10 protein-coding genes and 1 pseudogene are annotated in these 13,745 nt (G+C 41.3%); 9 read left to right on the top strand and 2 right to left on the bottom strand.

The genetic code is table 11. From position 1 onward, the window contains the following. The first annotated feature begins 48 nt into the window (after positions 1 to 48). The 9 genes and pseudogenes from E0F88_RS07850 to E0F88_RS07810 all read left to right on the top strand — a co-directional run bounded on the left by E0F88_RS07850 (position 49) and on the right by E0F88_RS07810 (position 8,875). Entirely contained in the window at positions 49 to 426 is a 378-nt protein-coding gene (locus tag E0F88_RS07850) for a YybH family protein (RefSeq protein WP_131957692.1), read from the top strand. 18 nt (positions 427 to 444) lie between these two features. Further along, positions 445 to 1,416, top strand: a complete 972-nt coding sequence (locus E0F88_RS07845) for a zinc-binding alcohol dehydrogenase family protein (protein ID WP_131957691.1) — start codon at positions 445 to 447, stop codon at positions 1,414 to 1,416. Between the two features lie 14 nt (positions 1,417 to 1,430). Next, positions 1,431 to 2,420: an L-histidine N(alpha)-methyltransferase gene (gene egtD / locus E0F88_RS07840; protein WP_131957690.1), complete on the top strand. Its 990-nt coding sequence runs from the start codon at positions 1,431 to 1,433 to the stop codon at positions 2,418 to 2,420. A gap of 24 nt (positions 2,421 to 2,444) precedes the next feature. Then, a pseudogene (locus E0F88_RS34225) lies at positions 2,445 to 2,668 on the top strand (ergothioneine biosynthesis protein EgtB); the annotation flags it as partial. A gap of 106 nt (positions 2,669 to 2,774) precedes the next feature. Then, positions 2,775 to 3,677, top strand: coding sequence for a YybH family protein (locus tag E0F88_RS07830; protein WP_165940019.1), 903 nt, complete (start codon positions 2,775 to 2,777; stop codon positions 3,675 to 3,677). Between the two features lie 164 nt (positions 3,678 to 3,841). Next, entirely contained in the window at positions 3,842 to 4,738 is an 897-nt protein-coding gene (locus E0F88_RS07825; protein WP_131957688.1) for an AraC family transcriptional regulator, read from the top strand. A 150-nt stretch (positions 4,739 to 4,888) separates the two neighbouring features. Then, positions 4,889 to 6,205 (top strand): TolC family protein, encoded by a 1,317-nt coding sequence (locus E0F88_RS07820; protein ID WP_131957687.1) that lies wholly within the window; start codon positions 4,889 to 4,891, stop codon positions 6,203 to 6,205. A gap of 1 nt (position 6,206) precedes the next feature. Then, positions 6,207 to 7,262, top strand: coding sequence for an HlyD family secretion protein (locus E0F88_RS07815; protein WP_131957686.1), 1,056 nt, complete (start codon positions 6,207 to 6,209; stop codon positions 7,260 to 7,262). Beyond that, entirely contained in the window at positions 7,262 to 8,875 is a 1,614-nt protein-coding gene (locus E0F88_RS07810) for an efflux MFS transporter permease (RefSeq protein ID WP_131957685.1), read from the top strand. Before E0F88_RS07815 ends, E0F88_RS07810 begins: the two co-directional genes overlap by 1 nt. Before the next feature lie 200 nt (positions 8,876 to 9,075). Here the strand turns inward: E0F88_RS07810 and E0F88_RS07805 are convergent, their stop codons facing one another. Both E0F88_RS07805 and E0F88_RS07800 read right to left on the bottom strand, forming a co-directional pair. After that, positions 9,076 to 12,873, bottom strand: a complete 3,798-nt coding sequence (locus E0F88_RS07805) for a hypothetical protein (RefSeq protein ID WP_131957684.1) — start codon at positions 12,871 to 12,873, stop codon at positions 9,076 to 9,078. Between the two features lie 220 nt (positions 12,874 to 13,093). Continuing rightward, positions 13,094 to 13,705: a hypothetical protein gene (locus tag E0F88_RS07800; RefSeq protein WP_131957683.1), complete on the bottom strand. Its 612-nt coding sequence runs from the start codon at positions 13,703 to 13,705 to the stop codon at positions 13,094 to 13,096. Between the last annotated feature and the right edge of the window lie 40 nt (positions 13,706 to 13,745).

Below are 13,745 nucleotides of genomic sequence, written 5' to 3'. Positions count from 1 at the left end.
ATTTGTGGGAATAAGATCGACTCATAGCTATCTATAAACAAAGTGACAATGGAACAAGACGAGAAAATGATTGAAGAATTGTTGAATGCATATTCTACTGCGCTCAACAATAGCGATTCTGCTGCAATCGCAGCCCTGTATGTGCAGGACGGATGTTTTATGCCGGATGGCCTTCCTACAATCAAAGGGGCTGACGAGATTTTGGCCAGTGCCGGAAAATTCTTTGAGCGCCAGACTGTACAGGCCGGCTATTCAATTTTAAATGTAGTTGTTGATCAGAATTTTGGCATTGTTGACTGCGTAGCAACGTTTGCAATCAAGAACTTTGCCGGTCATACAACGTCTAAGAAAACACGTGATTTGTTTGTGCTAAAACGGCAGGCAGGATCCTGGAAAATAGCGCGGTACATTTTTAATACCTTTTAAATAAAAATATAGGTATCTATGAAAGCAGCGGTAATTTACCAAGCGGGAGGGCCAGGGCGGCTGATCATTGAAGATAGATCAGTGCCAGAACCAAATCCGGGACAAGTGCTGGTAAAGGTAAAGGCTTTCGGGTTAAATCGTTCTGAGCTGATGACCCGAAAAGGATATTCACCCGGTGTGCTCTTCCCCAGGATACTGGGCATTGAATGTGTGGGCGAAATCGTTGCTGACCCCGATAGTAAATGGCAACCCGGACAGCAAGTGGCTGCGTGCATGGGTGGAATGGGCAGGGATTATGATGGGAGCTACGCAGAATATGCTGTCTTACCCAGCTCGATCATCTATCCGTTTAACAGTAAGCTTTCCTGGGACATACTCGGCGCCATTCCTGAAATGTTCCAGACCGTTTATGGCTCTCTGCATCTTGCGCTGCGCATACAAAAAGGCGAAAGTATACTGATTCGCGGCGGTACATCGTCAATCGGGCTTCTGGCCATACAGCTTGCCCGCCACTCAGGACTGAGTGTGATTGCAACGAGTCGTAGCGAGGAGAAAAAGCAATTCCTAATCGAAGCAGGTGCAGAAGCAGTGTTGATTGATGATGGTAACCTGAAAGCACAGGTTGATAAGCTGTATCCCGGGGGAATCGACAAAATATTGGAGCTGGTCGGAGCCAATACATTAAAAGATTCACTTTCCTGCGCTAAACCGGGAGGTAGCGTGTGTATGACCGGCATGCTTTCTGAAATTTGGAGCATTCAGGATTTTGCCCCAATGGATTACATTCCTGCCGCTGTAAACCTGACTGTATATGACACCGGACAGATCAAGGTCGACGTGGATGCCTTTCAGTCTTTTATATCGATGGTAGAGCGCGGTGAAATAAAATTAAGCATCGGCGGCGTGTTCAAGCTTGACGATATTGCCCAAGCGCACAAGCTGATGGATAGCAATAAGGCAAGCGGGAAAATTGTAATAACTACCGACTGAAATAACGAGTTTTTATGGAACAAAATGTTCAGGAAGCACTTTCCCCAACCCAAGTAACTGGAGAAAATGGTGCATTTTATCTTGATGTGATTCAGGGTCTTACCAAGGAATTTAAAACGCTTCCTTCAAAATATTTTTATGATAAGCAGGGCGACCGACTGTTTCAACGGATCATGGCCTGTGAGGATTATTACCTTACACGCTGTGAGGCTGCCATTATAAGACAGCAACGTGAACAGATTTGCGCCGCGATCCAAAATGGTGAAGATAGCTTTGATATTATTGAATTAGGGGCGGGAGATGGAACAAAAACGGTGCATCTGCTGGATAGTCTTGCCCGGCAAGGTAAATCGTTCCGTTATATGCCGGTTGATATTTCCGGAAATATCCTTGATGAGTTGACTGGTAACTTACTTGCCCAAAACCCTGAGCTGAATATCCAGCCGTTGGAAGGGGAATATTTCCAGATGCTCGATCAGGCGGTTTCATTATCAAGTCTACATAAGGTGGTCATGTTTCTGGGTTCGAACATTGGGAACATGCCACCGGCAGATGCACTCCGGTTTTGCACCCGCATACGGCAATCGATAAGGCCCGGCGATAGGGTCCTGATAGGCTTCGATTTAGTAAAAGACCCGTATTTGATTCGGGCGGCGTATTCAGATCAGCAGGGCATTACCAAAGCTTTTAATCTGAATCTGTTACAGCGGATCAATTCAGAATTGGGCGCAGACTTTGATCTTGATTTGTTTGATCATTATTGCAGTTACGATCCTTTGACTGGTGCCTGTAAAAGCTACCTCGTGTCTCAGCGTAAGCATACCGTGACATTTCCTAATGCGGATATTCATTTCAGCGAAGGAGAATGTATTTGGATGGAAATTTCTCAAAAGTACACGCTCAGCCAGATCAACCAGATGGCAGTCGATAGCGGTTTTGAACCTGTATCTACATTTACGGATTCCAAAGGATGGTTTGCCGATGTGGTATGGAAGGCTGTCTGAAGCCAAATTAAACGAAACAGTCGGGGAACACGCTGGGAATGGACCAATAGTGCCTATTTGCCTTATCCCGGTTTCAAAAAAGCGGATGGCGCAATAGGTGAATACAACGGCAAATTTATGGTGAGTCAAATGGTTCTTAGAGGAGCTTCTGTGGCAACCCCGGAAGGTCATAGCCGCAGCACATACCGAAATTTCTTCATCCCCATCTGCGCTGGCAATTCACTGGAATACGTCTGGTTGTTGATTAAAATCAATACTGAATCTTAAACAATATTAAGGCTGCTTCTTAAAGTTGTTTATGGGTGCATACCGGTAATGTGTGTGACCTTTGTATCACAAACAAAAATAAAAAAAATGAAAAAATTTTCGCTCTTATTGGCAATCGCTTTTGCGGGTTTCTCGTGTACAGATCACAACATCAATGCGGTTGATACGGTGAAAGAAGGTGATGCAATTAAAAAATTAGTTACCGTTACTTACCGTGATGCGCTCGCAGCATCAAGTGCAGATGGAGTTACTTCTGCTTTCACCAGCGATGGCGTTGTGATGGGCCCAGGTTCACCGACAGCATCAGGCTTGGCACAATTGAAATCAACTTATGATGGAATTTTTGGTGCGGTTGGACTTGATTTAAATTTCAAAATTGATGAGATCATTGTCGGCAAAGAATATGGATTTGTCAGGTCAACGTCTGCCGGTACGCTTTCTGTAAAAGCAAACGGAGCAACTGCACCTGAGGAAAACAGGGAAGTATTCATCGTGAAAAAGGCAGATGATAAGTGGAAAATTGCCAGGTACATCTACAATAAAATGGGGACCTTAAACCAGGCACAAAGTACTGTAACGATCGAAAACAAGTCTGCTGCTTCAACGGATTCGGACAAGCTGGCTATCAACGCATTGGTAACTTCAACTTATGCCAGTGCAGTTACTGCTTCTGATCCGGCTGCTGTGTCAGCTGCCTTTACCACTGATGGTGTACTGATGGCCCCGGATTCACCGACTGCCATTGGCAGCGCTGTCATTAAAGATGTTTATACCAGCGTATTTTCGGCAATTAAACTGAATCTGACCTTCAACATTGACGAAGTTGTTATTGACGGCGAGTTTGGATATGTAAGATCACATTCATCCGGAACAATGCTGATTAATGCTACCGGGCAGACTGTTCCGGCCAGCTACCGCGAGATCTTTGTAGTAAAAAAAGTAAATGGAAACTGGAAAATTGCCTGGTATGAATATAACCAGCCAATGTGATAATCGGTAACAACCGCAGTTATTTTAACAATAGCCCGTTCAGTCAATCTGGATTGGCTATTGTTTTATGGGGTAGTGCCAGGGAATTCACTGGCGCTGTTGTAGTTTGACAGTGATACTTTATTCATATTTACAATCGTTCTGTTTATCAAAATAAATTATTAATGAAGTCTGCCGAAAAGTCACTGCCGTCCAATCTGGAAATACCGCACCTGATGGGAGCATTGGGCCTGAGTGATGCTTTGCCGGGTTTAATGGTTTTTGATTCGTCGGTTCACTTATTTGACAATACCTGGAAGCGTCCGTTCCGTTCCGCGCATTACTCCGTAATCCTGGTCCAAAAAGGACAAATGTACGTGAAAGTGAATTTGCAGGAGTACACGCTGCATCAGGGTGAGCTGCTCATTATTCCACCCTCGGCTATCCGGGAAATGAGCTGGCAGGAAAACTCAGTTCATTTTTTGTCGCTGTTATTTTCTGCCGACTTTATTTTAGCTTCCGGAAATTACACCAAAAGTGTCGCCCGGTTTCCTTTATTCAAAAGTGATGAGCAGGCTATGATTTCCCTGAATCCGGCAGACCAGGCAATTGTCAGCCGTATGATTGAACTGATCCATTTACTCTTGATCCGTGATCATGCAGCTCAAAAGGTTAACGAAGAGATGATTCGTTCTGTATTTCAGGCGGTTATTTCACAGGTAGGTTACTGTTACGAAGAGCAGCGGAAACTCAGCAGCTCATATAATAGTATTGTTCAACAATTCTTCAATTTGCTGGTTAGTCACTATAAGACGGAGCGTAATGTGTCGTTTTATGCAAGCCTGCTCGGTATTCATGAAAAATATCTGTCACAGCTTCTTAAACAGAAAACAACTCATACTGCCCGGAGTTTTATGATCCAGATGGTTATTCTGGAAGCTAAGGTTCTGCTTGACTATCCCAATCTGACCATCAGTAATATTGCCGACCAGCTTCATTTTCAAAATCAATTTCATTTCAGCCGCTTCTTTAAAAAATACACGGCACTTACGCCGACAGATTATCGCAACGGTTTAAGCTGATAACTCTTCTTTTGGGTATATAATTTAAGTATTCGCTATTTGATTCTTTTAAAAATTATACATAGATCTTTCTTTTTGATATATATTCCATCTTTTACCCATTTCATTAAACGCTTTATAGCAGCAATTTTGTGCTTTGAAATTTTTGTAATGAAAGCACGGATTGTTCTTATATTTTTAAGTTTTTTTATGGGCAGCATTGGCTCTGCACGCGCGCAGGATACACTGCGTTTAAAGGTGGAAGATCTTTTTAAACTGGCTGAATCTGGCAGCCGCCTTTTGAAATTGAGTGCCATCCGGATCCAGGAGGCAGAAACAGGCGCCGACATAGCCAAAAACCAGCTCTTGCCGGATATCGATGTGGCCGTGAGCGCAGGATATCTTTCCAACGTAGGGGTGATTGGGATGGGCACGATGAAAAGTGGTTTTTATGATATGCCGCACTTTTCCAACAGTTATCTGGTGCAGGCCAGCTATCTGCTTTTTAGCGGTGGAAGCGTCAGGCGGGATATTGAGATTTCAGAACTACGGAGCAGAATTGCCGGGCTGAATTTTGAGAAAGATAAAATGGGAATTAAACTTCTAATGGCAGGTTATTACCTGGATCTGTACCGGCTGATACGCCAACGAGCCGTCTACGAAAGAAATATAGATCAGGCTAATTTGCTGCTTGAAAAAATAAATACTCGTCTGAAAGCCGGTATCCTGCTAAAAAGCGACAAGATCCGCAGCGAACTTTTACTGGAAGATATGAAGCTGCAACTGGTCAGGGTTTCAAGCCGCATCAGGATCGTCAGCAACGCCATGGCTGAAACACTCTCATTGCCCGAAGGAACGATCATCGAGCCTGACCCCACTTTACCTGCGGTAGCTAATTCAGCAGTAAAACTGGACAACTGGACGCAAACAGCTGTGCAAACTGAACCTGATATTCAGATCAATGAGCTCAATAAACAAACGGCTCAAAAAAGACAGCAGCAGGTCCGGGCGGCCTATCTTCCCCAGGCTTCCCTGTATGCATCAAACGGGCTTGCAAGGCCTTATGTGTATGATATTCCCGCAAAGGACATTTATGCAAACAACCTCAATGTGGGCCTGCGGCTCAATTACAGTCTGGGTGGATTATATAAAAATAAAGCAAGAATGGCCGCTGCAACCCAGGGGCTAACCGCGGCAGTGCAGCAGTCTGAGCTCGTCATGGAAAATACGCGCAAAGCTGTTTTTAATGCTTATACGCTCTGGGTAGAAGCAGGGCAACAGCTGGCCAGTGAACAGAAAAAACTGGAACTGGCAACGGAAAATTACCGGCGGATATTAAACGGATATGAACAGCAAGTGGCCCTGATCACGGACATGACGGATGCCAGTAACCAGAAACTCGAAACTGAATTGCAGCTGACAACTGCACAGACGATGCAGATCATGCGCTACTTTGAACTACAAAAAGTGACAGGTCAATTAAATTAACATGAGCGTACATCACCCAAAAAATAATCAGAGAAATAATTGGTTAGGCTGGCTTACGGGCCTTCTTGCGGCGGCCGTCGTAGCCATAGGACTTGGCTATTTCTATTCATTCCATCAGGCAACGTACAGTGATGACGCGCAGATACAGCAGCTGCTTTCACCGGTCAATGCCCGCGTTGGCGGATATATTAAAAAAGTTAATTTTTCAGAATTTCAACAAGTCAGAAAAGGCGACACACTGGTCATTATTGATGATACCGATTATCTGGTACAAGAGCAACTGGCAGATGCTAATCTGCTGGACGCAATGGCAGGTAAACATGTGACCCAATCGTCCGTAACAACGGCTGAAAATACAGTAAATGTCGCTGCATCGAACCTGGAAGAAACCAAAGCCAGGCTATGGAACGCCGGTAAAAACCTGAAACGTTATGAAACGCTGTTGGCGCAGGAGTCTGTGACCGAGCAGCAATACGATATGGTAAAAAGTGAATATGACGCTTTAAACGCAAAACTTGGTTCTCTGGAAAACGTAAAAAGAGGCAATTCCTTGACAGTCAGGGAAGCTGGTGCCAAAATTAATGTAAACAACGCGGCCGTCAAGCGGGCACAGGCACAGCTGAAAGCGGCGCAGCTCAACGTATTTTACACGGTTATTCTCGCGCCCTGCGACGGGTTTATGGGACGAAAAAATATAACGGAAGGCCAGCTCGTGCAGGCCGGTCAGCAGCTTGCTGCTGTGGTCAATGCAGATGAAAAATGGCTGACTGTCAATATCAAAGAGAAACAGCTGCAATCACTGGCTGTAGGTAAAAAAGCCAGGGTGCAGATCGATGCAGTTGACGGCCACGATTTTACCGCTACGATCACTTCCATTTCAGCAGCCACCGGTTCGGTGTTCTCGATGGTTCCTACTGATAATGCAACGGGTAATTTTGTGAAAATCCAGCAGCGAATTCCTATCCGCCTGGAATTTCTGGATCCCAAAGACAAAGCGGAAGTAGCGCGGCTGAGGGCAGGAATGAATGCCGTTGTTTATTTTGATGAAGGGATATAATGGATAAGCCACTGCTTTGTTTCAAAGATTTTGTGCCGGTCTGGTTACGGATCGCCTTATTCATTTTGTTTGCCGTAATATTTCAATGCGCCAGTCCGGTCTACCTGAGTTTGATGGGCGATGTAACAGGTGCCTATCAGCTGTACCGGGAGGATCTGAGCTTTGTTTACCAGGTAAGTACGATCGGCGTCACATTTATTTTTCCAATACTTTTCCGCATCAAGTTCCGCTTTACATCTCAGCAGATCCTTTCTGTCTGCTCGCTTCTGTTGGCAGTATTACTTTTGGTTTGCATGTATACTTCATCGGTGCCTGTGCTGATCGTATGTGCCTTTTTTATTGGCGCCTTCAAGATGATCGGAACTTTTGAAACACTCGTTGCACTCCAGTTAATTATCACCCGGCAGAAAGATTACGGCATGTTTTTCAGTGTTGCATTGGCTATCGTTTTACTGTGCGGTCAGCTGAATGCCACGCTGGCGGTTATACTGGCCGACAGCTACGACTGGCAAATGATTTATAACCTGGTGGCCATCCTGCTGGGGATTCAGACCCTACTGATCCTTTTTCTGCTCCGGCCTTTTCGGATCGTAAAACCTTTGCCGCTTTTTGGTATCGACTGGAAAGGCATTTTTCATTGGTCGGTCTTTTTTTTAATGATCAGCTACGTTCTTACTTACGGGCATGTACTTGACTGGTACGGCTCACAGAAAATTATGGTTGCCACAATGGCAGCACTGCTCTGGTTTCTGCTGATTGTTTACCGCAGCTACACCATCCGGCGTGCACTGATCTTACCGCGTGTGTTCGCGCTTAAAAATGTACAGGTTGCCATCCTTGTTATCCTGATCGCTCAGGTAATGCTCAGCATTACCGGTAGTATCCTGGGACCTTTTACAGGTTCCGTGATGCGTTTGGATAATTTGCATACGGGTGATCTGAACTGGTGGATTGCCGGTGGGATCCTGACAGGTGCCGTGATGGGATACTTTTGGTTTAAATATATAAACGGGCCGTTCCGGATCATCTTTGCGGCAGGTTTTGCAGCGCTTACATTGCACCATGGACTGTTGTATTTTGCATTCAGCGGCAGCGCAGGCGAGCAGCAGCTGTATCTGCCTTACTTTCTTAAAGGCCTGGGCAACATCATCATCTTTGCCGCTGCCGCTAAATACGTGACAATCGGCGTAGGTTTTGATGTTTTTGCCCAGATGCTTTGTTACGTGGCCATGTTCAGAAACGCTTTGGGAAATGCGGTCATGGGCGCTTTTTTTAGCGAAAATGTTTACCGGCTTTCTCAGGATTATTTGCAAAAACTGGCTTCAAAAATAGATGCAAGCGGGCTCGAACCACTAGCCGCAGGTATTTATAATCAATCTTTGAAAAGCGGCTCGCCAAGCCTTCAGGCTTCACAGCTGGCTTCCAAAGCAATCTCGGCCAGGTTAAACCAGCAGGCAATGCTTCTGGCCGGCAGAGATATCTTTGGTTGGGTGACTGTTCTTGGTGTGATCGTTCTGATAGGGATCTGTCTTTATCACTTTTCTTCACCTTTGATCAAGACATTTCCATCGTGGCAAAATCAATATAAAATTGTTAAGCGTGATGCGTTGTAGGTTCACAGCGTAAATAGGGTAATTTGCTCTTTGCAAATCCGTTTGAATAAACTTCATTAAATACACAAAGCTTGAATTTTGCACTTCACTTTCATAGAAGCATAGTCCCCCCACTTGCGTGTAGGTGCTGTTATGCCTTCGCCCTTCTTTTTTAATCGTGTCAATTTTTGTGATTTAGCATCTATTTTGGTTTATAGGAATTAATATTCCAGTTTGTTTCTTTCTGCTTCTTCATCCATCCGTTTTGCATCTGCTAAATAACCTTGTTGCATTCGTTTAAATACCTCAGCAACATTTGGGTATTTATTCTTAAAATCATTTGATAATTTCTCAAAGTAGGCAGCTTTTCTTCTTTCAATATCTCCACCATCAAAAGCACCTCTTGTTGAAGAGCCTCTTTTGTTAAACATCGCAGAAGAATAACCGCTCTTCAAACTATCCGTGTTTATTTCTTCAATAATTTGAAATATTTTTTCCTGAGGCCATTCTTCAATATTTTCAGGGTATTCAGCTAATACTTTTCCGATTTCAGAATCAGCAACATTTAATCTGCTAGCTGATTCGGCCAAAGTTCTCGCGTTTATAATCCAATCTTTTAACACCCCTTCATCAATAGAATTATCTTCTTTCATCCCCGGAATTTTTTTCCACGAATGAAGCAAATGGTAGGCTTGTTTTGCTCTATTTTGAATAGTTTCATCAGAAATACCTTCTCGTTCTTTTTCCAATAATGTTTTGTCTTTTGGAATGTAAATCCATTTTAAAACCTCAATAAAAAAATCAGGGTTGTTTGCCAGTTCTTCTTCCAAGGTCTTGGGATTTCTTTTTGTTCCATATGAATCTAAAATTGGAAGATATAACCATTCGAGATGAATGAGAGTTGATTTCTCTATATCTGTTCTTTTGTCAAGTTCTTCAAAAATTTTTTCAATTTCATAACCTCTAAAGCGAGGTGTTTCACTTGCTTCCTCTTTTCCTGCTTTTTTCAATATTTCTGAAAGCAGATTACTTGGAATTACATTTGTGAAATGTGAAGCAATATCTATTGCAGAAAAGAATCTTTTGTGTTTCAAAAGCATTTCAATTCCGATTACTTTTTCATCATCGGTTATGTGATAAAAATGTGGATTGATATTTTGCCAATATTCATTTTGTATTTCTTCATTTAACGAAGCTACAAAACTCCATAATTCTTGATTTTGATTTAGTGGAATTAGAACGTTGGAAAGTGCTTTGTCGCTATACTTCTTTCCTTGTAATTCTTTGAATAGTGATTTTATCCAATCAAAACTTTCAATATTTGATTTACGATAGATAAAGTTATGAGCAAAACCAATGAGTTTTTTTTCATCATATAAACATTCACAAACTGTAAGAACATCTTCTTGATTTTTAATTAAGTCAGCTAAAGCACCACCTAAAAGCCAAAACTCTTTAACTTGTTTTCGTAATTCTACGGTTGCGTTTAAGCCTAATTCTTGAAGAAAAATTGTTACTGCTTTTTTTCTTGCTTCATCAATGCGCTTTTGTTGATGCTCGTATCGTTTTTCTGATTCATTGGGTTCATATATAAAACCTTCTGGGAACTCAGGCCAATGTTCATTGAAAAGCCAAATGTATTTATGAATACTGTCTGTTGGTTGAAGTTTATTATACAAATTTTCTAAACGCACTAACTCAGATTCGGGTAAAGCCCAATCGGTATCAGGATGCGATCTGTGATGATTTAAAATCCCTCTGATTGTTTCCCAAGTTGAAAATTTTTCTTGTTTGATATTTGGGTAAACTTCATCGGCCCAATCTAAAACTCTTTTCCTGTCTTTAGGTAAAAGGTTGGTTGTTTCATTTATGAGTTGAGAAATTTTTTCTTCATCATTATCAAAAAGATTTATAAGCATTTCTATTACTGCTGAATGAGTATTCCATATTTCTTGATAAGTGTAAGTGAGATTGGTATTCTTATCAAACATTCGCCACCGCATTTTATGTGTTGGATGTGCTATGCCGTGATGGTCTGGAAGCATTCTAATCAAAAGAGTCCAACCTGATTCTTTCTCCTTTTCGGTAATGTATTTTAGAATTTCCATTCTTTCATCATAAGATGCAAGAGTTTGAAAATACCAAGGTTTGAAAATTTCTGTAATACTATTCAGTGGTCTGTTTGATAAACCACCCCCTGGGTCAAGTCTTGAAAGTTTAAGCAGTACCAAACTCGCATCCCTTAAATATTCGGGCAACCAAGCCAAATTTTCAAGTGCCCACAACAAACCAGTGTGGTGACTTGTTTTGTGCAAAAAACCATCTTCCTCTTTAAACATATCCATTATTTCGGGCTGTTCTTTTGCCAATGAATTTTTTACTGCTTTGAGAAAACTTTCAGGCGATGCCTCCGAAATAAGGGGTAATTCGTGGTCAACGGAAATCCACATTTCTCCACTTGCGTTGTTGAGTAAATTAAAAATGATTTTATCAACCCAATTTTGGGGATTGTCAAGATTGGGAATTTTTACTTCATTTAAACGTCCAACTAAAATTAACGATTGTGTTAGCCCTTCTCTTGACCAATTGGAATATTTGTTTTTTTTGTTGAAGTAAGCTGCGAAACTATTTTTATCTGCAGGTTCGATTATCGGATTTCCATTTTCGAATGCTAATGCATAACATTCTTTAATGTTCTGAAAGTCTTTGGATGAAAGTTGAGATGAAAGAGCTGTCCATAAATCCAGAGGTGAGGTTAACCTCCAAGTTTCCCCTATTTGGATGATGGGCGATTCTTCAAAGTTTTTCCATTTGTTTAGACTAACTAAATAGTCGGAATATTTTTGTTCAGAAAGCTTTTCAATTAGTTCAATATCTCCATCAAATATTTCATTCCATCTCCCAAGTATAAGAGCAGGAATTATCTCACGAATGTTTTCTTTCTCTATCCATTTTGCTTTGTAGTGCGGAAATCCAAGTAGTTTTTTGAGTATAGTAATATTTCTGGCTGATTCCCTAGAAAATTTCTCTGCATCTTCTTTTGATATGCCACTATTTATTAGTGCATTGATTTGACCATCTCTATCAATTGTTGGAAGAGTAATTATCTCTTGATTGAAGTCATCATCTGCACCGAGAGGAACTAATACGTGGTTTCCTTTTGATACAGCTAAGTAAAGAGGTTGCGCTTCATCAAATCTTGGAATGAGATTTAAAGTAGAGGTTATATTGTTCCTTACTATTCCACGAAAATTTCCTTCAGTATCAACGACTAATGCTTTGGAAAAAAATCGGTCAAACTCTTCTGTTGGGAATAATTTTGCTGAAGCAATTATAAATGCAATTGCTTCAATCTTTGTTGATGCTTTTATTCCTTTGATTGTTGGGTCTCCTTGTAACGCTGTTAATAACAAGTCTTTCTCATATTCTCTTCCTGCTACTACACATTCTGGTGAAAGAAGCAACCCTTTTGGACCCATTGACCATTCTTCCCAGAATTCGTCAGCCGTCATTATTCCATCAAATGGATATGTTCCGACTCCATCTTGCGAAGCAAGCCAACGAGAAACAGAAAGTGCATTATCAAGCCATTGTTCTAAGTCTACTGAATCATAAACAATAACATCTCTCCAATGCTTCTCAGCTTTTTTCGCTGCAATCCATTCATCTTTTTTTGTCCAAAGTCTTGGCGTAACAAATATGAAAACAGAATCGCTTGGTGTAAATCCTATTGGATTTGTTTTTCTTTTATCATAATCATCATCGGCTTTTCCTTTACAGTCGGAAGAAGTACCAAATTCCCACAGAGTAATTCCTTGAGGTACGTAAGCTGTTTCAGTTTCACAATTCACAATACCATCCCAACCTCCGATATAGGATGCACTGCCCGAAGGAAGGTTTGCCTTTGTGCTTGCAGGTGTCGTTGCTCTTACCAATCTTGAAATTAGGTAAGGTAAAGTGGCTTTTGAAAAGGTAGTGTCTGCCCAATTTTCAAGATTATTTCTGGTAACAAGTTTCATATTGTAAATGCGATTTCTTTCATTTCTCTTTTTGCATAATGTCGGTCGTGTCGCCTTTTATGGTGAGGCAGAACGGTTTTGGGCTTGGCGTTGTAGGGGAAATCAGGGAACTTTAGCCCAACTATAATAAAAAGCTAAATTGAAAAAACGAAAGATAAGGATTTATTCTTCAGCCCCTATAACGCCAAACAACGCCAAACCCTTGTTGTCTGCTGGCTTGTCATTCTGCACAAATCAAGTCCATTTTGGTTATTGCTTTCAATCTTAAATTCTCTCCTTTAAAATTGGTCTCGTTTGTCTTCAATTTTTCAATGTATTCCTCAAATTCTAAAACTAGGTTCTGATGAAATTGAATTCTGTCAATGATAAGTCCTTTGTCTACGTTTGTCGTGTCCGCCAATATAACAAAATCTGGTTGGCAAACTTTAATAAGAGATTTTTGTTTTGTCTGCGCTTGATGTAGAAGTCCACAACGAAATTGTTGATAAAAAACGTTACAAATTTTATTAGTCTTGAAATACGTGTTGAAGTGACTGCTTTGTTTTAAAAAGTCTCTAAATGCTTTCCAATTTTCTCCGCTATAATTAATTTCTGTATTGTCAACACCTAAATAAAATTGCATAAGCGTCTCAATTAACAAACAGTCGATTGACATAATAACGAAACCACTAAATTCATCATTCTTTATGTTGTCAAGGTGATTGAAGAACGGACTGTCAAACCTATCTTTTATTATTAAAATACCTTCTGCCCAATTATCCCCATTGTCCTCAGTTAAACCTAAGTCTGTCCATTTATCGTTGAAGTATTTTTTTGAAATTTTAAATGGCATAGTTTGTCAAATATAGGGTGGTTTAAGCTTGCAGGCAACT

Source organism: Dyadobacter psychrotolerans, from assembly GCF_004349265.1.
GTDB lineage: Bacteria > Bacteroidota > Bacteroidia > Cytophagales > Spirosomataceae > Dyadobacter > Dyadobacter psychrotolerans.
This window is presented reverse-complemented; position numbering and strand designations above follow the sequence as displayed.